The organism is Blattabacterium cuenoti (genome assembly GCF_014251335.1).
Taxonomy (GTDB): domain Bacteria; phylum Bacteroidota; class Bacteroidia; order Flavobacteriales; family Blattabacteriaceae; genus Blattabacterium; species Blattabacterium cuenoti_G.
Genome location: NZ_CP059186.1, coordinates 14,226 through 37,077, shown reverse-complemented (window position 1 = coordinate 37,077; position 22,852 = coordinate 14,226). Strand labels below are relative to the sequence as shown.

The 22,852-nt window shown below is 23.2% G+C and carries 17 protein-coding genes; 6 read left to right on the top strand and 11 right to left on the bottom strand.

Annotated features, from left to right (window positions below):
- Positions 1-227: 227 nt before the first annotated feature.
- Positions 228-4,106, bottom strand: a complete 3,879-nt coding sequence (locus tag H0H73_RS00135; protein ID WP_185852173.1) for a translocation/assembly module TamB domain-containing protein — start codon at positions 4,104-4,106, stop codon at positions 228-230.
- A 26-nt stretch (positions 4,107-4,132) separates the two neighbouring features.
- On the opposite strand from H0H73_RS00135, the gene tsaD reads away from it, so the two are divergent.
- The gene (tsaD, locus tag H0H73_RS00130; protein ID WP_185852172.1) at positions 4,133-5,194 is read left to right on the top strand and encodes a tRNA (adenosine(37)-N6)-threonylcarbamoyltransferase complex transferase subunit TsaD; all 1,062 of its coding nucleotides are present in this window, start codon (positions 4,133-4,135) and stop codon (positions 5,192-5,194) included.
- A 36-nt stretch (positions 5,195-5,230) separates the two neighbouring features.
- On the opposite strand, the gene gcvP is transcribed toward tsaD, so the two are convergent.
- On the bottom strand, positions 5,231-8,131 hold the full coding sequence (gcvP, locus tag H0H73_RS00125; RefSeq protein ID WP_185852171.1) for an aminomethyl-transferring glycine dehydrogenase: 2,901 nt from the start codon (positions 8,129-8,131) through the stop codon (positions 5,231-5,233).
- An 85-nt stretch (positions 8,132-8,216) separates the two neighbouring features.
- Here gcvP and mdh point away from each other — a divergent pair, with 85 nt between their 5' ends.
- On the top strand, positions 8,217-9,149 hold the full coding sequence (gene mdh, locus H0H73_RS00120) for a malate dehydrogenase (protein ID WP_185852170.1): 933 nt from the start codon (positions 8,217-8,219) through the stop codon (positions 9,147-9,149).
- Between the two features lie 15 nt (positions 9,150-9,164).
- Here mdh and H0H73_RS00115 read toward each other — a convergent pair whose 3' ends face one another.
- The gene (locus tag H0H73_RS00115; RefSeq protein WP_185852169.1) at positions 9,165-9,794 is read right to left on the bottom strand and encodes a thiamine diphosphokinase; all 630 of its coding nucleotides are present in this window, start codon (positions 9,792-9,794) and stop codon (positions 9,165-9,167) included.
- The gene (gene lptB / locus H0H73_RS00110) at positions 9,791-10,522 is read right to left on the bottom strand and encodes an LPS export ABC transporter ATP-binding protein (RefSeq protein ID WP_185852168.1); all 732 of its coding nucleotides are present in this window, start codon (positions 10,520-10,522) and stop codon (positions 9,791-9,793) included. The genes H0H73_RS00115 and lptB overlap by 4 nt, the downstream gene beginning before the upstream one ends.
- Positions 10,523-10,579: 57 nt before the next feature.
- Between lptB and H0H73_RS00105 the strand changes: the two genes are divergently transcribed.
- Positions 10,580-11,827, top strand: a complete 1,248-nt coding sequence (locus tag H0H73_RS00105) for a foldase protein PrsA (RefSeq protein WP_185852167.1) — start codon at positions 10,580-10,582, stop codon at positions 11,825-11,827.
- Here the strand turns inward: H0H73_RS00105 and H0H73_RS00100 are convergent.
- Genes H0H73_RS00100 through folK form a run of 7 tightly spaced genes read right to left on the bottom strand, consistent with a single transcriptional unit; the run spans position 11,824 to position 20,355 of the window.
- Positions 11,824-13,575: an ABC transporter ATP-binding protein gene (locus H0H73_RS00100; protein ID WP_185852166.1), complete on the bottom strand. Its 1,752-nt coding sequence runs from the start codon at positions 13,573-13,575 to the stop codon at positions 11,824-11,826. The two genes, H0H73_RS00105 and H0H73_RS00100, sit on opposite strands and share 4 nt — an antisense overlap.
- Positions 13,572-14,324: a tRNA pseudouridine(38-40) synthase TruA gene (gene truA / locus H0H73_RS00095; protein ID WP_185852165.1), complete on the bottom strand. Its 753-nt coding sequence runs from the start codon at positions 14,322-14,324 to the stop codon at positions 13,572-13,574. Before truA ends, H0H73_RS00100 begins: the two co-directional genes overlap by 4 nt.
- 12 nt (positions 14,325-14,336) lie before the next feature.
- Entirely contained in the window at positions 14,337-15,524 is a 1,188-nt protein-coding gene (locus tag H0H73_RS00090; protein ID WP_185852164.1) for an aspartate aminotransferase family protein, read from the bottom strand.
- Between the two features lie 12 nt (positions 15,525-15,536).
- Positions 15,537-17,216: an OstA-like protein gene (locus H0H73_RS00085; RefSeq protein ID WP_185852163.1), complete on the bottom strand. Its 1,680-nt coding sequence runs from the start codon at positions 17,214-17,216 to the stop codon at positions 15,537-15,539.
- A 29-nt stretch (positions 17,217-17,245) separates the two neighbouring features.
- Complete coding sequence (locus H0H73_RS00080; RefSeq protein ID WP_185852162.1) at positions 17,246-17,629, bottom strand: Rid family detoxifying hydrolase; 384 nt, start codon at positions 17,627-17,629, stop codon at positions 17,246-17,248.
- Between the two features lie 8 nt (positions 17,630-17,637).
- Positions 17,638-19,821, bottom strand: coding sequence for a putative LPS assembly protein LptD (locus H0H73_RS00075; protein WP_238784356.1), 2,184 nt, complete (start codon positions 19,819-19,821; stop codon positions 17,638-17,640).
- Between the two features lie 27 nt (positions 19,822-19,848).
- A complete protein-coding gene (folK, locus tag H0H73_RS00070) occupies positions 19,849-20,355 on the bottom strand; it encodes a 2-amino-4-hydroxy-6-hydroxymethyldihydropteridine diphosphokinase (RefSeq protein WP_185852161.1) in 507 nt (168 codons plus the stop codon).
- Between the two features lie 85 nt (positions 20,356-20,440).
- Between folK and H0H73_RS00065 the strand changes: the two genes are divergently transcribed.
- The 3 genes from H0H73_RS00065 to H0H73_RS03090 all read left to right on the top strand — a co-directional run bounded on the left by H0H73_RS00065 (position 20,441) and on the right by H0H73_RS03090 (position 22,850).
- Positions 20,441-21,481, top strand: a complete 1,041-nt coding sequence (locus tag H0H73_RS00065; RefSeq protein WP_185852160.1) for a rod shape-determining protein — start codon at positions 20,441-20,443, stop codon at positions 21,479-21,481.
- Between the two features lie 26 nt (positions 21,482-21,507).
- A complete protein-coding gene (gene mreC, locus H0H73_RS00060) occupies positions 21,508-22,341 on the top strand; it encodes a rod shape-determining protein MreC (protein WP_185852159.1) in 834 nt (277 codons plus the stop codon).
- Between the two features lie 206 nt (positions 22,342-22,547).
- Positions 22,548-22,850 (top strand): hypothetical protein, encoded by a 303-nt coding sequence (locus H0H73_RS03090; protein WP_238784355.1) that lies wholly within the window; start codon positions 22,548-22,550, stop codon positions 22,848-22,850.
- The last annotated feature ends 2 nt before the right edge of the window (positions 22,851-22,852 follow it).

Below are 22,852 nucleotides of genomic sequence, written 5' to 3'. Positions count from 1 at the left end.
TCTTATTTTTTTGAATAAAGGTATTAAAAATACCAAGATACAAAACTTTCTATTTAAGAAATAGATTATTGTTTTTCAACAATATTTTATAGTTTTCATTCTATATATAACAAATTTCATAATTTCTTTTCAGTTAGTATAATTATACTTTAATTTGATATTATATCAATGATTTCATAATTTATTGATTTTTTATATCAATATTTTATTATTTAAAATAAAATTAATTAACATTGCACTTTTTTCTTTATTTCATTTAAAAATAAACTATACAGACAATGATTTTTAGCATTTGATAAAATAGAATAATTATTTGTCAATTGATTAATTTTACTACTGTATGATAGTATATTTTTTAATTTTTTCAAAATAATCCCATATATAGAAAAATATAAAAAATTTTTTATAATATCAGTTTTTAATAAAAATTTCCCTAATATTAAAACAGAAACAAATTGCATTGTTTTTTCCTCAAAAGAATTTAATTTTTCTGATAATTTTTTTTGGATTTTTTCATTACTTTCAGGAAATAAAATTTCCATATTAATATTGGGTTTTTGTATTTTACCAGAAATATTAATTCTTAATTCTGTAAATATCATATTTTCATGATGTTCTTTTTTTATAAAATCTATATATTCAATAACGTTGTATACATATTTAGTATCATAAACAATCAAATTAATATTTGATTGATAAAAGTTATTTTTCCAGGTAATAGAGCCTCCTGGTTTTATTTTAAATTCTTTTTCTAGTTTTATTGGAATTCTTTCATCTTTATATAGATGATATAATCCATCTTTTACAAAATATTGACCACTGGTTTGTATATTATCTTTGTTTGTTTTTTTTATAAAAAGGGTCCCTTCTCCTCTCAATTCAATAAAATGATTTTTATCTAAAAATATTGATACTTTTGTATTTTTACTTATAATTATATCATCTATTGATAAAAAATAATTATCTTTTTCCTTTTTTTTATCCCTATTTAATTCAGATTTATTTTTTTTATGTAACTCCAGTCTTTTAGGATTAATGTATAAATGAGAAAAATTCATAATTTTTCCATTTTTCATAGAAATACAAATTTTATTTTCATTTTTCATGATTTGAATTGTTCCATTAGCAAATATCTTTCCAAATAAAAAATTATTTTGTTTTTCCTCTGAGTCTAAAACAAGCAAATTTTTTGTATTAACAGATAATTTTATTAAATTCCATTGAATAAGGTTTTTATGGGAAAAGACTCCATTAATGTATCCTTTTGTATTATATTTAGTATCTACAAAACAAGAAGTAGATAATGAACAGGATTCAGAAATAATATTTATATAAGCTGGACTTTTGATCTCATAATTTGTATTTGTAGAGTTTATTTTGATTCCAAACTTGTTAATCTCTAATTTTCCAAAATATTGAAGATTATTTAAATTACCAAAAACTTGTATTTTTCCTGTTAGAGTTCCTTTTACTTCAGTATTCATTTTTTTCCAAAAAAAAGAAAAATTATCTATTCCAAAATTTTGAATGATTATACTTAAATTAAATTCGGATTGATTTTGTGATTTATTTTTAATATTTCCAAATACTTTTAAAACATCATGATAATTTTTTCTAATAACACCATTTATTTCATAATCATTTTTCTTTTTTTGAAAAGAATAAATGAAAAAATTGCCTAGAATAGTTTTTCCAATTGAAAAGTTTTGAATGATTATATTAACATTAGGTTCAATTTGATTACAAATATTCTTACATAAAAAAAAACCATTTGCTATCCCATCTATATTTTTATTAAAAATGATTTTTTTTAATTGCACATTTTTTAGGTAAAATTGAAATATTTTTTTTTGGTTTTTAATAAAACTTGCATTAATAATGATTTTTTGTTGTTCAGATAAAAAAATAATATTGTCAACAATATATTTTTGATTGATAAAATCAATTTTAATAATTCCCGATTTATAATAATTGTAATCAGTAAACCAGTTATATCCATTGATATTTAATTTAGAAAGAAAAGGATAACATATTAAAAAATTTTCTTCTTTTTTGCAAAAAAAATTCAGTATCTGTTCTTTATATTCTTGTTTTTTTAATTTTAATAAAAACTTAGAATTTATTATCCAAAAATTTTGTGTATTTAAAACAGATATATTTATTTTTTTAGAAAAAAAATTTTTGTAAATGATTTTTTCTGCATAAATTTTTATTTTTTCTTTTAAAGAAGAATTTACCATTATAAATAATTTTTCCAGAAAAATATCATTTAATCGCATAGTTTTTGTGTAAAAAATCATTTTAAATTCATTATCTTTTTTTTCTCCTGAAATTTGAATATCAGAAAATATATTTTTGTTTTTTATTGGTTTTATAAAATAAAAAAAAGATTTTTTGATTAAAAAATTAAAGTTTGCATATTTTATTTCTTTTTTATTTGGATTTTTTAAACAAGAAATTTGGAATAAATTTTCCCATTTTATAGATCCATAAATATGACCAATAATCATATCATATATATTTATATTGATCTTTTGAAAAGATTGATTTTCATTATTAATAAATGTTATTTTTATATTTTTTTTAGTTTCGTTTTTATTATATATATCAATATATATTTTTTTAAAATTTGAAAATACTTTTCCTATAAAATGCATTTTATATTTTGAATGAGAGAATAATAGTGTGATAAAAAATTTAGAAAAATTTCCTTCAAAATCCATAACATATAGATTCAATAACGTATTATATATGAAAAGCGGAATTTTTGATGGTATATAAGAAATATTCTTCTTTTTTTCTAAAAAAATTCTTCCTGAATATTGATTTTTAGAAAAATCAACATAAGTTGATATTTTAGCTACGAAAAAACGATTTTTTACTATTCCTTTTATTTTAAAATTTTTTTTATTATCAAATAAGGATAAGATTAAATCTCCTTTATAGAAAATAGACTGTTTGAAATTTAAAATAAATCTTAAAAATTTAGATTTGGAATCTAAATTATATGGAATTATTTTTTTCATGCTATAAGGATTCAATTGCATAAAAGTTTTAAAAAACTTGATTTCTTTCCATTTTTTTTTTGCATAAAAAATATGAATTTGATCCGCTGATAATTTGTTCTCTTGTGAATCTTTTATAGAAACGTTATAAAGAGAAAATATTTTTTCTTTATGATTAAATTTTCCATGAATACAACCTCTAATAAATATTTTAGAATAAAAACCCCATTTTTTATAAAAAAAAATTCCTAAATCTGAACCTAATTTTGATCCTTCAAAAATTTTGCACTGTATATTTATTTTCGGAAAAAGAATTTGATTTTCTGTATTTTTATCTTGAAATAGAGTAAAATATCCTTTTAGATAACTGTTAGACGTTTTTATTAAAAAATTGTTAACCTCAAGTTTCGAGGGATAATCATATATTAAATCACAACATAGATTTTCTATAATAGGAGATTTACTTTTTTTAAGTAATCTTTTATTAGATTGTAAAGAAAAAATAGAAGCTTTTATTTTTTTATTATCAATTCTAACATTTTTTATACAACTGGAAAAAAAATGTTTAAATTTTTTATCAGAATTTATATTCTGATATTTTACATAAGATTTATTTATTATTAATTTTGAACAGGTAATGAAATTGATATTAAATTTATTTACATTTTTATGAATCAAAATATTTTTTATAAAAACTAAAATATTATTTTGTTTTTCATTAATATATTTTTTTATAAAAAAAGAAGAATTTTCAATAAAAATGTTTTTTATTCTTAAATGCTCCGAATTTATAAAAATAAAATAAAGTAAATTCTCAATAGAGATTTTACATTTAGATAAATGAATAAAAGAAAAATGATGATGATCTAGAATTTGTACATCAGAAAAAATAAATTCTTTTTCTAAAAAATTAATAGAGGCATGTTTTATAGTAATTTTATCATTTAAATGATTTCTTATTTTATTCAAAAAAAATGTGGATACTTTTTCTTTTATTTCTTCTTTATATTTATAAGAAACATAAAAAAAAAATAACCCCAATAAAAAAAATAAAATAAGAATTTTTTTATTACGAAATTTATAGAAAAAAGCATTATTCATTTTCAAAGATATTGTTATTTTTTTTTATGAAAAAAAAACCTATAATCATTATTGGAATAGAATCGTCATGTGACGATACAGGTGTTTCTATCATTCAAAATAGAAATGTATTGTCTAATGTCATTTTTAATCAAGAAATTCATAAAAAATATGGAGGAGTTGTTCCTGAGTTGGCTTCAAGACTCCATGATATAAATATGACAAAGGCAGTGCAACAAGCTATTTTTTTAGCAAAAATAAATCGAAATCAAATTGATGCAGTATCTTTTACTTTAGGACCCGGATTAATTGGTCCTTTATTAGTAGGGGCTTCTTTTGCAAAATCATTTTCCATGGGTTTAGATATTCCCTTATTAACTGTAAATCATATACAAGCTCACATACTTTCTCATTTTATACAAGATGCTAATCTGAATAATTGTTATCCAAAATTTCCATTTTTAGGTTTAGTTATAAGTGGAGGTCATACTCAAATTATAAAAGTCAATGATTTTTTTCAAATGGAAATATTAGGATCTACTTTAGATGATTCTGTGGGAGAAGCTTTGGATAAAATAGCTAGAATGTTAGGATTTTATTATCCTGGCGGTCCTATGATAGAATATTTTTCTAAGAATGGAAATGAAAAAAAATTTATGTTTTCAAAACCCATAGTCAGTGGACTAGACTTCAGTTTTAGTGGATTTAAAAACAATGTTTTACAATACATAAATAAAAAACTAAAAAAAAATACATTGTTTATAAAACAAAATTTGTCTGATATTTGTGCATCCATACAAAAAATAATAGCAGAAATTCTTTTAGAAAAAGTACAAAAAGCTATTATAAAAACTGGTATTTCCAGAATAGTTTTGGCAGGAGGCGTCTCCGCTAATTATGAAATTAGAAAAATATTTATGTACTTTTCTAAAAATCAAAAAAATAAAAAACTTGAAGTTTTTATTCTGAAAAAAAAATATACAACGGACAATGGCGCCATGATAGCCATTACAGGATTACTGAAATATGAAAGAAATTTATTTGATTCTATTCATATCACTCCATATTCAAAGTTTAAAAATTTTAAAAATTACACAGTGAATAAATAACTAACTATTTAATCTAGATTAAATTTTGAATATATATTATGTACATGTACATACTAAATTTCTATCTCCATATCCATCATCTACACGATTGATTGATGTCCAAAATTTTCTATCTTTAATCCAAGGTAGAGGATAAGCTGCTTTTTCTCGACTATAAGGATATATCCATTCATCTTGAGTCAAGATATCTATACTATGTGGAGCATTTTTTAATACATTATTTTTTTTGGAAAATTTTCCATCCTCAATTTCCTTAATTTCTTGTCTTATACTGATAAGAGTTTCAATAAAACGATCTAACTCATCTTTAGACTCACTTTCAGTAGGTTCTATCATCATACATCCTTCTACAGGAAAAGAGACAGTAGGAGCATGATATCCATAATCTATCATTCTTTTTGCTATATCTATAACTTCAACATTCGTAGTTTTAAAAACTCTGCAATCTATAATTAATTCATGTGCCACAGTATTGTTTTCTCCTACATACAATATATTATAAAATTTTTTCAATTTTTCTTTGATGTAATTCGCGTTTAATATAGATATTTCTGTCGATTTTTTAAGTCCGTCTGGTCCTAATAAACGAATATAAGCATAAGAAATTGTTAAAATTAAAGAAGAACCATATGGTGATGAGGAAATAGTCAATGTTTTTTCATTTTTTTTACAATTTTCTTCTCCTTGAAAAGGATGGTTTGGTAGAAAAGGTTTTAAATGTGGAGCTACACAAATAGGTCCCATACCAGGCCCTCCTCCTCCATGAGGAATAGCAAAAGTTTTATGAAGATTAAGATGACAAACATCTACACCTAAATATGCGGGCTGAATTAATCCTACTTGAGCATTCATATTTGCTCCATCCATATAAACTTGTCCTCCATTTTCATGAATTATATCTATAATTTCTTGAATATCTTTTTCATAGATACCATAAGTAGAAGGATAAGTAATCATTAATACAGACAATAAATCTTTATTTTCTTTTACTTTTTTTGATAAATCATTTTTATTAATGGCCCCATCACTGGTTGTGGAGACTAACATAACTTTCATTCCGGCCATATTTGCTGACGCAGGATTCGTGCCATGAGAAGAAGAAGGGATTAATGCTATATTTCTTTGATATTCTTGTAATGAATGATGATAATGTTTTATAACCATGAGTCCAGCATATTCTCCTTGAGCTCCTGAATTGGGTTGTAAAGAGATACCAGAAAAACCAGTAATTTCTTTTAAATATTTTTGTAAATTCCGAATAACAATATGATATCCCATTGCTTGTTTTTTAGGTACAAAAGGGTGTACATTTTGCCATTCATGTTGACTTAAAGAAAATAATTCCGAAGAAGCATTTAATTTCATGGTACATGATCCAAGTGGAATCATGGAATGAATTAAGGATATATCTTTTTTTTCCAATCTTTTTATATAACGCATCAGTTCATTTTCTGAATAAAAATTATGAAAAACTTTATGTTCTAAAAAATTAGAAGTTCTTTTTAAAAAACTAGGAAATCTATATTTATCATGATCATGAATACTCGTATAACATTTTATTTTTTTATACGTTTTTTTATCTTGATTATGTGATTCATGAAAAATAGATAGAATATGATTTATATCTTTTTGACAAGTTGTTTCATCTAAAGTAATAGTTAAATGATTTTTATCTACATATCTAAAATTAGTTTTTTTACGTTCTGCCACTTTTTTTAGTGTATTTATGTAATCTGTTTTAATTCTAAGAGTATCAAAATAAAAAGCATTCACTTGAAAAATATGACTGATATTATTAATCAATAAAAATTCCAATTTTTTAGCATACTCATGAATAGATTTTGCTATTTCTATTAATCCTTTTTTTCCATGATATAGAGCATACATAGAAGCCATTACAGCAGGAAGTACTTGTGATGTACAAATGTTAGAAGTCGCTCTTTCTCTTTTAATATGTTGCTCTCTTGTTTGTAAAGCCATACGAAAAGCTTTTTTATTTGTTTTATCTACAGATATTCCGATAATTCTTCCAGGAAGAAAACGTTTATACTGTTCATGAGTAGAAAAAAAAGCAGCATGAGGCCCTCCATATCCCATAGGAATTCCAAAAGATTGACTGGAACCTATAACTACATCAGCCCCCCATTCTCCAGGAGGTTTTAACAGAGATAAAGATAAAAGATCTGTAGAAACTATTATTGATATATTGTGACGTTTTGCATATTCAACTGTTTCCCGATAATCATATATTTCTCCTAGACTAGAAGGATAAGATATTATTAATCCAAATATTTTTTTATTATTATATTTATTTTTTAAATTTTTATGAGTATCATGGATGATATGTATGCCCAATCCAAAACATCTTGTTTTTAAAACAGCAAAAGTTTGTGGAAATATTTCATCTGAAATAAAAAAAGAATAGCTATTATCTATTTGTTTCTTTCTTATTTTTTCTTGAAAAATCATGAACATAGCATCAGCTGCAGCTGTAGATTCATCTAACATGGAAGCATTACTGATTTTCATTCCGGTTAAATCTGAAACCATAGTTTGAAAATTAATTAAAGCTTCTAAACGTCCTTGAGATATTTCTGATTGATAAGGAGTGTATGGGGTGTACCAACTCGGATTTTCTAAAATATTTCTTTGAATTACACTTGGAGTTATAGTATTTTTATATCCTAATCCTATATAAGAACGATAAATTTTATTTTTTTTACCTATTCTGTTAATGTGATTTAAATATTTATATTCAGAAATAGAGTTGGGAAGATTTAATTTTCTTTTTAAACGTATTTCTTTGGGAACCGTTTTATTTACAAAATACTTAATAGAAGAACATTGTAATTTTTTCAACATATTATCAATTTCACGACAAGACGGTCCTATATGTCTATAATAGAATTTTTTTCTTCTCACGTAATCCTCTTTCATAATATTATTATATAGAAAAATTGTGTTTATCTTTATAAATTACAAATTTAGATAAAAAATAAGCTTATCATTAAAAAAAAATAAAATGAAAGTAACTATTATTGGAGCAGGAAATGTTGGGGCTTCTTGTGCTAGTTTATTAGCTCAAAAAAATATAGTCCGAAAAATTGTTTTATTAGATATTAGAGAAAAACTTTCAGAAGGAAAAAGCTTAGATATATCTCAAATGCTTCCTTTGATGGAATCCAATACTGAAGTTATTGGAATAACTAATGATTATTCTAAATCAAAAAATTCAGAAATTATCATTATTACTTGTGGAATTCCTAGAAAACCTGGTATGAGTAGAGATGATCTTGTTCAGACTAATGCAGAAATTATTCGTTCTGTAACTAAAAAATCTGTTTTTTTCTCTCCAAAAGCTAAATTCATCGTAGTATCCAATCCATTAGATGTTATGGCATATGTAAGTTATATAACGGCAAAGATAGATCCTTCTCGGATCATTGGTATGGCTGGAATATTGGATTCTACCAGATATCGCTTTTTCTTATCAAAAAAACTAAATATTTCCCCTATTGATATACAATCTTTATTGTTAGGAGGACATGGAGATACTATGGTCCCTTTATATAGATATACATCTGTATCAGGGATTCCTATTAAAGAATTTTTGTCAGAAGAAGAAAATGATGCAATTATTGAAAAAACAAAAAAAGGAGGAGAAGAAATAGTAGATTTGTTAGAAACATCTGCTTGGATGGCGCCCAGTGCATCTATAATAAAAATAGTGGAGGCGATTTTGAAAGATACTAAGCGTATTTTTCCATGTTCTGTTTTTTTAAGAGGACAATATGGATTAAAAAATATATATTTAGGAGTCCCATCTATTATAGGAAAATCTGGAATAGAAAAAATTGTAGAATTGCAATTAAATCGGAAAGAGAATGATCTTTTAAAAAAATCTGGAGATCATGTGAGAAATATGATCAATAAACTTAAAAATTTTAATAATTAATTTTTTAGTTAAATTTTATTTCTCTATAAATATTAATAATTCTCCTTTTTTGTAATTGATTTCTATTTTTTGATTAAAGGCTTCATTTCTAATACCTATATTTTTTCCTATTTTTAATGATCCTTTTTCTATAGAATATTTTAGTCCACAAGTGGATAATCCTTCTACTTTAGGAAATGGAAATAAAGACACTTTTTTATTTTTTTTCTGATGAAAAGAAATTTTTTTATCAGAAAAAAAATAGCAATGATATTTATCATGAAATATAATAGATAACTTTTTTTTATATTTTAAAGCTGTAGATAAATTTCCTAAAAAATGATCTTGTTCCATTCCACTTGCTCCCCAAACATTTATATTAAAAAATCCTTTATGATAAATAATATTTAAAGCCTTATCAAAATCAGTATATTTTTGATCATAAGTATTCAATAAATGAGTTTCTATAGTAGGAATATCTTTTTTTGAAATAGAATCAAAATCTCCAATTATATAATCTACTGAAATTCCAAACGCATTTAAATAATAAAAAGCTCCATCCGCTGCAAATATTTTTTTATAAGAAGGAAACTTTTTTCCTGAAAAAGGAGGGATTTCTCCATTTAGAAATAATCCTACTTCCGGACCATGAAATCGGTGGTTCATTTTTTTTTAAAATTTATGATTCTACTTCCTAAATAAATTTTTCTTACTACAGAATCTTGCATAATTTCTGTAGTGTCTCCACATTTTATGATTGTTCCATTAAATATTAAATAAATACGATCTGTTATTGTAAAAATTTCTTGTACATTATGATCTGTAATTAATATACCTATATTTTTTTTTTTTAGAGAAATAATTATTTTTTGTAATTCTTCTATAGAAATTGGATCTATTCCAGAAAAAGGTTCATCTAAAAGAATAAATTTAGGATTTATAGCTAAACATCTAGCAATTTCAGTACGTCTTCGTTCTCCTCCAGAAATGAGATCTCCTCTATGATTTCGGATTTTTTGCAGGCCTAATTCTTCAATTAATTTTTCTACTATTCTTTTTCTTTCTTGATTCGATATTTTATGCATTTCTAATATGCATAAAATATTATCTTCTACAGATAATTTTCTAAATATAGATGGTTCTTGAGACAAATATCCAATTCCTTTTTTAGAACGTTGGTACATTGGATTTGATGTAATATCTTGATTGAATAAAAATATTTTTCCTTTATCTGGTTTAATTAATCCGACCATCATGTAGAAAGAAGTAGTTTTCCCTGCCCCATTAGGGCCTATTAATCCTACAATTTCTCCCTTATTCAATTGAATTGAAATATTTTTTATCACATATTTATTTTTATACTTTTTACATATATTCTTGGCTTCCAAACTCATAATAATATCAATGTTTTTATTTGAATAAAATAAAAAAAATATGAATATTTGTATGTGATGAATAATTTTATTAAAAAAATTTTTTTTATTGCATTTTTATGTGTTTATTTTTCTTATTCTTCTGATTTAGAAAAAATAAGTGGTATTTTCGTAATCATCGGAAACGATATTATTTTGGATTCTGATATAAAAAATAGTGATGATAAGAAATCGTTTTGTAATAGTAATGTTTTAAATAATTTTATAATCCAAAAATTAATGCTCTTTTATGCAAAAAAAGATAAAAGTATACAAATTAGCAATCAAGAATTAGAATTGAGAACTCAAGTATTTCTATCAGAAATGAAGAAACAATATGTTAATCAAGAAAAATTTTTAATGCAATTTGAAAATAAGGATTATTTAAAAGAATTAACTGAAAAAATTAAAAACAAACAGTATACAGAAATATTTTATAAAAAAATTACGGATGATGTGGATACTTCCCCTGAAGAAGTTAAATATTTTTTTAAACAGAATAAAATCCCTTTTTCTCCGAAAAAGAGATGTATTTCTTATATAATATTCTATCCAAAATTAAGTTCTATTAACAAAAGAAAAATAATTGATTTTTTAAATCAAATCAAAAAAGAAATACATTCTGATACTGATTTTTCCGCTAAAGCTATTTTATTTTCTGAAGATGATTCTTCCGCATTAAAGGGGGGAGTTATAAAGGGAATGAAAATGAAGAATCTTCCACAAGAATTTGTAGATTTAGTTCCTTCTTTAAAAGAAGGAGAAATATCTGAACCGTTTGAAACAAATTTAGGATTTCATATTATTAAACTAGAAAAAATAAAAAAAGATGAGATTGATTTTAGACATATTTTAATAAAACCTAAATATTCAAAACATGAATTATACAAAACAAAATTATTTGCAGAATCCTTTAGAAAACGTCTTCTCAAGAAGAAAATTGATTTAGATAAAATACCTAATTTATTGAATTCAAATAAAATAGTTGATATAACAATTAAAAACCGTATTTGGATAGAGGAAAATAAACTCTCAAAAAATATGAAAAAAACGTTCCTATTTTTAAAAAAAGGAAAAATAACTAATCCTTATAAGGAAATTTTCAACGGAAAAGAAGCATTTATCATAATCAAATTATTGGATGAAATTCCATCTAAACCTCTATCTTTTGAAGAAGACTACACTACATTAAAAAATCTTGTAATTGATTTCAAAAAGAAAGATAAAATAAGAAATTGGGCAAATAAAATTTTAAATAAAACTTATTACTTAAAAACTAATTGTTAATTTTTTTTGTTAAAAGATTCTTTATATAATCCAGCATAATATCCATTTAATTGAATTAACTCTTTATGAGTCCCTTTTTCTACAATAGATCCTTTATCAATAGCTAATATTTTATCCGCATTTTCTAATGTGGAAAGACGATGAGTGATGATGATCGAAGTTTTATGTTTAGTTAAAAGATCTGTAGCATGATAAATCATCTTTTCTAATTCTTTATTCAAAGATGCAGTCGCTTCATCTAATATAAGAACAGAATAAGGGTGCATTTGTACTCTTAAAAAAGAAATCAATTGTTTTTCCCCAAGAGAAAGCAAACTTCCTCTTTCTTTTACAATAGATTTATATCCATTAGGCAAAGATGCAATAAAATTATGTATTCCTATTTTTTTTGCCATATCTTCTATTTGATTAATACTAATAGACGGATCTCCTAAAGTAATATTATTAATAATTGAATCATTAAATAAAAAAGTATCTTGTGTCACTACTCTTATATGAGATCTTAAATTTTTCAGTTCTATATCTTGAATAGAATGTCCGTCGATCCAAATATTTCCTCTTTTTATTTCATATAATCTAGAAATCAAATGAGTAATCGTAGATTTTCCAGAACCTGTTGCCCCGACTATAGCAATTTTTTCTCCTGGTTTAATTTCAAAAGAAACTCCATTTAATACCATTTCATCATTTATATAAGAAAAATAAACATTATTAAATACAATATGTCCTTTTAATTTTTCAAAACGTAAATTTCCTCTATTAATAATGATTTCTTCAGAATTTAATATAGAAAATATACGTTCTATTCCAGCTATTCCTCTTTGTATAATATTAAATCTATCAGCTATTTGTCGCATAGGACGAAAAAGAAGATAAATGAAAAAAATAAAAGCGATAATTTGTCCCGGTTTAACATTTCCTACATCAATGGCATGAAATCCTCCATAAAATATAATGATACTTATTGTTACTGCAGAAATTATTTCTACTATAGGAAAAAAAATAGAAAAATAAAAAATAGTTTTAAAATGAGCATCCATTAATTTACGATTAATAGATTTAAATTTTAAATATTCTTTTTTTTCCTTATTAAAAAGTTGAATAATAGACATTCCTATGATGTTTTCTTGTAAAAAACTATTCAAACGTGAAGTTTGAATACGTTCTTCATGAAACGTTTTTTTTAACGTTTTTTGAAAAAAACGAGTTATGATATACATAAAAGGAATAGTTAAAAAAACTATAAAAGACAATTTTTTATGAACAGTATACATCATAATAATAATCATAATAATCCTTAAAACATCTCCAGAAACAAGTAAAATTCCATCATTAAATATGACAGTTATCGTTTCTATATCTGATATAGAATAAGATACCAATTTTCCTATTGGAGTTTTATTAAAAAAAGAATTTTTAAAATGTAATAATTTCTCAAATAAAAGAATTCTTATTTTTTCAATTACATTTTGAGCTAATATATTAGATAGATATAATAAAATAAAATGAAATATACTTTCTAAAAATAGAAGTATAATTATTAACATCAGTATATTTTTTAATCCTAGAAAATCCTTATAAAGGATATGAAAATCTATAGCCTTTTGTATTAATTTAGGACGATAAGCAGAAATAAAGGAAATTAATATAGAAGTAACAATTGTTAATATTAATATTAATTTATAATTTAAACTAATTATAATCAACTCTTTTAAAGAGGACTTTTTTTTGTTCAAATTCTCTTTCATAAAAAAATATCTTCTGGATATAGAATCTGAGTCAGAAATAAACCACATGCAGGAACTATCAATTTGCAAAAATTAGAATTTTTTAATTCTATAATCTTTGTAAATTCATTGATACTAACTTTATTTCTCCCTACATCAATCAGTTTTCCTATAATCGCCCTTACCATAGATCTTAGAAATCGATTGGCTTCAATAGTAAAACATAAAATATTATTCTCCTCAGACCAATAAGCATGATAAATTTGACATATATTATTTTCTTTTTCATTTTTATTAGTTCTTTTTCTTTTACAAAAAGAACTAAAATCCTTATATTCCATAATTTTTTTTGAAGCAATATTCATTTTTTGAATATTTAGTGGATAAAAGCAGTACCAGGAAAAATCTTGTTTGAATGGATTTTTTTCGCGTGTTAAATAATATTTATACGTTCGTTTTATAGCATCAAATCTTGCATGTATATTTTTTTTTACTGGAAAAATATTGAAGACTTTAATAGATTTAGGTAAAAAAATATTTAATCTATCTATAAAATTATTTTCGATTTTTTCTTCATAATCAAAATGAGCAAACATTTGTTTAGCATGAACTCCTTTATCCGTTCTACCAGCGCCTACAACATTGATGGATGTTTTCAATAATTTTGATAAACAATATTCTAATTTTTCTTCTACTGTACTTACTTTTTTTTGAATTTGCCATCCAAAAAAATATTTACCATTATAAGCTAATTCAATAAAAAATCTCAATTACATTATTTTTTATAGCTGATTTAAACTTTCAATAATAATAGAGCATCCTTTTTGAATTTCCTTTTTTGTGATAGTCAATGGAGGAGATATACGGACAAAATTACTATGAAATAAAAAACGAAATAATATTAATCCTCTTTTTATACAATTCTTGAAAAACTTTTCCACTGTATTTTTATTTTTTAATTCAAAAGATAAAAAAAGACCTTTACCATGAATATTCTTGATTTGATTATGAATCAAATATTCCCTAATCCATTTTTCTTTCATTGGGACTTGTTCCATAATATTGGAATTGATAAGTTGATTTAAAGTAGCTAAAGAAGCAGAAGCGGAAACAGCATTTCCTCCAAAAGTAGTTAAATGACCTAAAGGAGCAATATCAATAAAAGTTTTCATAATTTTTTTAGATGAGACAAAACCACTTATAGGCATTCCACCTCCCATTCCTTTTCCCATTATTAAGATATCAGGAACGATTTCATAATGCTCGAAAGCAAAAAGTCTTCCTGTTCTTCCAAATCCAGTTTGGATTTCATCAAGTATCATTAAAGCTTTTTTTTTATTACACTGTTTTCTTACTTCTTTCAAAAATAAATTATCAGGTAATATAATTCCAGAAGAACATTGAATAGTTTCTAAAATTATACAAGCAGTTTTTTCTGTAATAGAATTAATTAATTCTTCTATATGATTAAATGTGATAAATTTAACTAAAGGTAACAAAGGTCTAAAAGGTCTTTTATAATCTTCATATCCCATAATACTCATAGAACCATGTGTGCTCCCATGATAAGAATGTCTACAGGATATAATTTCTTCTCTTCCCGTATAACATTTAGCTAATTTTAAAGCTCCTTCTACTGCTTCTGTACCAGTATTAACTAAATAAGTAGTAGTAAGTGGATCTGGAATATTTTCTGATATTTTTTTGCAAAGCTTTATACAAGGAGTTTGTATAAATTCTCCATATACCATAGTATGCAAGTATTTGTTGACTTGTTTTTTTATGGCTTCTTTTATTTTTTTATTTCCATGTCCTAATACATTTACGGAAACACCTGCTACAAAATCTAGATATTTTTTTCCATTTATTCCATAAATATAACTTCCTTCAGCATGATTTACCATAATATTCATAGGAAATGGATTGATCTGAGTTTGATATTGAAAAAAATATTTTTCTAATTTTTTCATAAGAATTTTATTCTATTTATTTTTTATCATAGTTTTAATTTCTTTTTCTTCTAGCAAGCTTTCTTTTTTATATTTGTATATTTCTTGAGACATAAAAAATTTATTATTTGGTTTTTCTTTTTCTTTCCAAGAAAATTTAGAAAGATAAAGTAAGTCCTTAGGAATTTTATTATGTATTGGAATCAACTCTGAACGTGCTTCTTTTGCACAAGAAATTTTTCCTATTTTTTTTGATTGATCTAAATATATTGATAAAATTTCACAAGATAATCTATTAATTATTTTTTGATCAGAATCAGGATAAAGAAAAATAATACTATTAATATTTCCTTGAATTATCACTTTTTCTAAATAATTCTTTTTATTAAAAAAGCCAATCATAATATCTCCTTCTATCTGATTAAACTCTTCTGAGTTTATTTTTTCTGTGTAAAAAGCATTTTTTACAATTTTTATATATTTTATATAATTCTTATCTCGAAGATAAACATATATAATTTTTCCAGTAATTTGTTGATTTTTATTCCAAAATGTGGGATTTCCATCAAATTGCATATAATCATTTGAGGATTCATAATTGAAAAAATCACATACTCCTTGAATATCTTCATTCAAAAAAAAACTTTTAACAGAAAAAGCTTGAATTGAATATGCGTTATTTTTTTTTACATTTATTTTTAAAATATTTGAAATAACAAAAACTGAATCAGTTTTTGTTATTTTTATAATTTTGGGGTTTTCTTTTAAAATTAAAGAACCAGAATGAAAATCAAATTTTCCATATCCGCTTATCAAAAAACATTTTTTTTTTGAATCTTCTATCAAAATATTTTTAATAAATCCACATTTTTTTTTCTGATCAAAAAACAAATATTCACCTCTCACAATTTTACCATTATAATGGATACTTACATAATTTTTAAATAAAAAAATTTTCTTTTGAATTGAAAATACTGCCCTTTTAGTATAAATAAAATTATCAGAATTTGTATTCTGCATTATGATGGCAGTATTAGGAAAATTGATCTGTTCTTTTTTTAACATATATTCTAATATATTGGCATATACAGTATAATTTTTACTAATCAATTTTATTTGATATTTTAACTCTATTTTTTTTCTATTAATATAAAAAAAACCTTCTTTACTACATATGATATAATCTCCATAATAAATGATGCTATTTTTTTTGTAAAAAATTTGGTTTAGTATAAAATTATATTCCAATATATTAGTTGTTAATTTGATTTTATTAAAATACAGAACAACATCGTTGATAGCTTGAAGTAACTTTTTTTTAAAATTATAATTCATGATATCCGATGTTAATTTTATTTTATCTTGATATAAAATCACATTTCCTGACAATTGAAAATCAAAAAAATTTCCTATTATATTTTGAGATATTATTTTATTTTTTCCAGATTCTAATCTAACATTTCCATATCCATGAAATTTATTATTTTTTTTAGAATATCTAACCTTATCACAAAAAAGATGATACTTACCATATTTTAAATGAACGCTTCCTGTTAAAACAAAAATTTGATTATGATGATTGTTGTTTTGTATTAGATCTGCATGAATTATTTGTATAACTCCTTTTGTTTTATTTAAAAATGATTCATTAGAATATATTTTGTTTAATGACAATAATAAAAGAACAACAAAAATTAAAAATCCATATTTCACTATATACTATAATATAATAAATAAAATAATTAATTTTTATATGCTATTAAAGATATTTCAATATTGGCATTCTTAGGAAGAGCTGAAACTTGTATAGTTTCTCTAGCTGGATAATCTCCTTCATGAAAAAATTTAGAGTATACATCATTTATTTTTGGAAATAAATTCATATCTGTTACAAAAACAGAAGTTTTTATTACATTTTGAAATCCTATTTCATTTTCTGAAAGAATAATTTTGATATTTTCCATCACTTTTTTTGTTTCTATTTCTATATTATCTGAAATTAATTTTTCTGTGTTTTGATCCACAGCTATTTGTCCAGAAACAAATAAAAAAAACCCAACAAGAACACATGTATTGTATGGGCCATAAGATGGTATTTTTTTTATTGAAAATTTTTTTGGTATCATGATTGTAATTAATTTTTTTCATTATACTGTATGATATTTTTTAAATAAGGATCTTTCAATCCTATGAAAAAATACCAGGAAGAATTTTTTACGATATTCCAGTTAAAACTCATTTTAAAGCTTCTTAAATCCCTATCAAAAATAATATTCGCTAATATTATTTTATTTTTTAATAAATCGTAATCTGTATGGAAACTAATTTTCCAATATTTCGTGATATTGACAGACCCATTAAAACTTAAAAAAGTATGAAAGAATTTTTTTTTATCTAAAGAATTTTCATAATTGGAATGAAAATCAATTTTTAAATTAAACGGAATTGGATATTTAGCATAATTTTTATGATCGAAAAAAAAGTAATCATAACGATTTTTTCCTTTTTTTTGAAATTTATTTTTAATAGGAAAAAAAAGAATATCATAATTAGAAGAAAAAGAAAAATCAAAATATATCATTTTATATTTTTTTTCAAAAAAATTTATTCCTGCTTTATATTTTGCTTCAAAATTTTTGGTTAAATCAGTATTCCCCATAATATGAAAATTTTCCCATTTTATAAAATTATGATCAATAATGAATGAGGAGTTTATTTCTTTGAAGATTTCTATTTGTCTACAAGAATCCATACAATTCCATGTATTTTTTATTACAAAATTGTTATTTAAAATAAAATTTATTCTTTTTTTTAAATGATTTTTTACGTTATAAAAAACAGGAGGAAAATATATCATATGAAAAAATAAAATCGGTTTTACTTCATGTTTTAATAGAAAAATATCTTTCAATTTCCAAATTTTATAAAATGGAATAGAGACAATATTTGTTGAAAAATCCATTTTTTGAAAACTTGAAATATGAAAATAAGGAAAATCACATGCATAAAAATCCTTATATAAAATTTTAGATGAAATTCTGAAATAAGGATAAAAAAAAGGAAAATAAGCAGTCATGCTCATATTGTGATTCAATATAGTATGAAAATACGTTTTTTTGTATCCATTCATATAATTTTGAAAATGTAATTCATTTTCAATGTTTATCTGACTTAAAAATAAATTTTTTTTATCATGAAATAATATATTTTTTGTTTGTAAAATTAATTCTGGAATTATAAATTTTATTTCTTTTTTATCTTTATTTTGAATCATATAAAAATCCATAAACCAGAAATAATTAGATAACTTTTTTCTTATATTGATATAAGAAAAGCTTTCATTATTATGTAAAAATACATTATCATAATTAATATTTGCATTGAAATTTATTTTGGAATTTGGTTTTGAATCGGAATTATGTTTCCATTGAAATAGATAATTTATCTGTTTATTTGACATATTTTTATAATCAAAATTGATAAATCCATAATCCGTATATTTTAGTTTATATTCTATTCTTGTTTTAATATTCCATTTTTCAGTATTATATATAGAAGTACTTATACTAAAATTTAATAAATCAGAAATTGGAAAAAATAACCCTAGATCTTCTATGTAAATTCTTTTTTTTTGAATTCCAAATTTTGGATACATAATACTATAATATGCTTTATTAAATTTTATAGGCATATAAAAAAAAGGAAAAAAAATAGGTAATGGAACTCTATACCAATAAAAGAAAATTGGGCCCGAAAGAATGTATTTTTTTGAATATTTTAAATAATCTGTTTTTAAATAAAAATCAGGAAAATTATCTTTTTTTTTTAAAAAAAAAGGATCTGATATATATGTAACTTTTTTCATCAAAATATCTTCTTTTTTTTTAAAAATATCATCAGCTATCACAATATGATTTTCTTCTTTAGTATAAAAATTTTTTGCTTCTCCTATTTGATTCCTAAAATTAAAATGAATTTTACTGAAAAAATATTGGTGATTTTCCTTTTGTAATAAAACAGATTTTTCTTTTGATTTAGCATATAAATCTCCATTTTTCCAATTTAATTCTATATAATCTGCTTCAATTTTTGCATTATAATATTCTATAGAAGCTTGTCCTTTTAAATATGATTTACCTTTTTTTATATCATGTTCTTGTATATTTGATTTGTATTTCAAAACATCTTTCAAATTCAAAAAAAATAAATCATTTTTATAATGTGTTACATCATCATTTTCTTTTTTTTCGTTTCCGTAAAAAATAGAAACGGAAAAAATAAATAATATGATATAAATATAAAATTGAATTTGATTCAAATTTTTTTTTATTATTATAATAAAAATTCATTCAAAAATTTTTTTTACATATAATTTATCTATGCATAATCCTAACATTTCTAAAATCGTAAAATTAAATATTGGATGACTTTTATTTGGAGCTATTTCACACATAGGTTCTAAAACGAATCTTCGTAAATGTAATAATGGATGGGGAATTGTCAAAATAAAACTATATATAATGATATGATCATAAAATAAAATATCTATATCTATTTCTCGGTTTTGATATTCTTTTCTAAGAGGATAAGAATTTCTTTTTCTTCCTATGAAGGATTCTATATTTAAGATTTTTTTTAAAAGATCAATAGGAGTATAATTTGTTTTTATGTGTAAAGCTCTATTATAAAAGATAGAAGAATTTTTCATATTCCATGCTTCACTTTCAAAATATGATGAAATTTTAATAATTTCACCGATTTCTTGAGATATTAAAATTAAAGATCTATCTAAATATTTTTTTTTATTTTCTTTATTACTTCCTTGTAATAAAAATACATCATGTTCTTTCAAAAGAAAAATTATTAATATCTTCAATATACTGAAAAACTGTATTTTTTATTTAAATTAGGTAAATCTTTTCATAAAAAAAATATTAATGGGATTAGTAGTTGATTTTATGAAGAATCTTTTCACTCAAGAAATAGCTATAGACTTAGGGACAGCAAATACACTAATCATGCACAATAACAAAGTTATAGTTGATTTACCTTCAATAATCGCTATAGATGTAAGGACAAAAAAAGTGTTAGCGGTAGGAGAAGAAGCTAAACAAATGCAAGGGAAAACACATGAAAATATTAAAATATACAAACCATTGAAAGATGGAGTTATTGCAGATTATCAAGTAGCAGAACTTATGATAAAAGAGTTTATTAAGAAAGTCCCAGGAGTTAATAATAAATTTTTTACTCCGTCATTAACAATGGTAATTTGTATTCCATCTGGAATAACGGAAGTAGAAAAAAGAGCAGTAAAAGATTCCGCTCAACATCTTAATGCTAAAGAAGTTTATCTTATTGAAGAACCTATGGCTGCGGCTATTGGTTCAGGGATTTCTGTAACTAAAGCAGAAGGGAATATGATTATTGATATAGGAGGAGGGACAACAGAATGTGGAGTTATAGCTTTAGGTGGAATAGTATGTCAAAAATCTATAAAAATAGCTGGAGATGTTTTTACTAATGATATTGCCTATTTTCTTCGTTCTAAATATAATCTATATATTGGAGAAAGAACTGCAGAAAAAATAAAAATAGATATAGGAGCGGTTATGGAATCTATAGAAAAACCTCCAGAAGATATTCATATACAAGGAAGAGATCTTTCTACAGGAAAACCTAAAGAAATGAATCTTTCTTATAAAGAAACAATTCCTGCTTTAGATAAATCAATTTTACGTATTGAAGATGCCGTAATGGAAACTCTTTCTAGAACTCCACCCGAACTTGCAGCAGACATTTATAAAACAGGAATATATATGGCCGGAGGTGGTTCTCTTTTAAGAGGTTTAGATAAAAGAATATCCAAAAAAACGGGACTTTCTGTTTCTTTAGTAGAGGACCCTTTGAGAGCTGTAGTAAAAGGAACAGGTGTTGCATTAAAAAATATTGATAAATTTACATTTTTAATGAAATAATGAAATAGGGTTTATAGATTAATTTTATGCGTGAATTTTTTAATTTTTTTTTGAAATGGCGTTTTTTTATTTTCTTTTTTTTACTAGAATTTTCTGCCATTTTTCTTTCTTTTTCAAATTCAAAATTTCATCAATATATTTATGCAGGTTCTTCCAATTTTATGATTGGAAATATTTATGAAGTCATATATAAATTACGTAGCTATTTTTTGTTAGAAATTGAAAATAAAAAACTTTTAAATGAAAATAAAAGGTTACGTGAAGCTCAAATCTTCTCTAAGATAAGAAAAATATCTAAAGATTTTAAAAAAGAAGATATTAATTATTTACAACAGTATACTTTCACTCCAGTACAAATCATAAATAATAGTATTCATGAACAGGATAATTATATAACTATAAACAAAGGAAATATAGATGGAATAGAACAAGATATGGGAATTATATTATCTAATGGAATTGCAGGGATCATTATAAAAACTTCTCCACATTTTAGTGTGGCAATTTCTCTATTAAACCCAAAAATTAAAGTTAATGCTAGACTAAAAAAAAATAAATATTTTGGAACTCTTAGTTGGGATGGACTGAATCATGAATATGTAGTTTTATATGATATTCCCAGACATTCCAGTATCCATAAAGGAGATATTGTAGAAACAGATGGAAAATCAGCTACTTTTCCTGAAGGGATTCAGATTGGAACTGTCCATTCTTATAAATTTGATGAAGAACATGCTAATTATATTATAAAAGTGAAACTCATGGCTAATTTTTCGACTATAGAAAATGCTTATGTTGTAAAAAATTTATTAAAAAAAGAATGGAATGATGTTCAACTTTATAAAGTTGAAAATAAGTAATGAATTTAATTAAAAATTTTGTTATTTCTGTCTTTTATATTTTTTTTCTTTGTTTAGTTCAAATTTCAATATTTAATCCTTTATTTTTATTTTTAGGATACTATTCTTATATATATATTCTTTTTATATTAGTATTTCCATACAATGGAAATAAATTTTTGTTTTTATTTCTATCATTTTTAATTGGGTGGCTCATAGATCATTGTATGAATTCTGGAGGGGTTCATGCTTTTTCTTCTACTTTATCTGCTTTTTTAAGATTAAAATTTTTACAGTTTTTTGATGGAAAAAATTTCATAAATAAAAATGATTTTTCTATATATGAATTACCCTTTATTAGGAAAATGCTTTATATATTTTCGCTAGTTTTCATACATCATTTTTCTTTATTGATACTAGAAATATTAAAAGGAACTATTTTTAACCGGATTCTTTTATTTAGAACAATATTTAGCAGTATTTTTACAACTATTTTATGTATTATATATTTTTTTTTCAAAAAAAATTAAAC

Coding starts and splice junctions, on each gene's coding strand:
- H0H73_RS00135 (WP_185852173.1), bottom strand. CDS start 4,106: ATGAATAATGCTTTTTTCTATAAATTTCGTAATAAAAAAATTCTTATT.
- tsaD (WP_185852172.1), top strand. CDS start 4,133: ATGAAAAAAAAACCTATAATCATTATTGGAATAGAATCGTCATGTGAC.
- gcvP (WP_185852171.1), bottom strand. CDS start 8,131: ATGAAAGAGGATTACGTGAGAAGAAAAAAATTCTATTATAGACATATA.
- mdh (WP_185852170.1), top strand. CDS start 8,217: ATGAAAGTAACTATTATTGGAGCAGGAAATGTTGGGGCTTCTTGTGCT.
- H0H73_RS00115 (WP_185852169.1), bottom strand. CDS start 9,794: ATGAACCACCGATTTCATGGTCCGGAAGTAGGATTATTTCTAAATGGA.
- lptB (WP_185852168.1), bottom strand. CDS start 10,522: ATGAGTTTGGAAGCCAAGAATATATGTAAAAAGTATAAAAATAAATAT.
- H0H73_RS00105 (WP_185852167.1), top strand. CDS start 10,580: ATGAATAATTTTATTAAAAAAATTTTTTTTATTGCATTTTTATGTGTT.
- H0H73_RS00100 (WP_185852166.1), bottom strand. CDS start 13,575: ATGAAAGAGAATTTGAACAAAAAAAAGTCCTCTTTAAAAGAGTTGATT.
- H0H73_RS00090 (WP_185852164.1), bottom strand. CDS start 15,524: ATGAAAAAATTAGAAAAATATTTTTTTCAATATCAAACTCAGATCAAT.
- H0H73_RS00080 (WP_185852162.1), bottom strand. CDS start 17,629: ATGATACCAAAAAAATTTTCAATAAAAAAAATACCATCTTATGGCCCA.
- H0H73_RS00065 (WP_185852160.1), top strand. CDS start 20,441: ATGGGATTAGTAGTTGATTTTATGAAGAATCTTTTCACTCAAGAAATA.
- mreC (WP_185852159.1), top strand. CDS start 21,508: ATGCGTGAATTTTTTAATTTTTTTTTGAAATGGCGTTTTTTTATTTTC.
- H0H73_RS03090 (WP_238784355.1), top strand. CDS start 22,548: ATGAATTCTGGAGGGGTTCATGCTTTTTCTTCTACTTTATCTGCTTTT.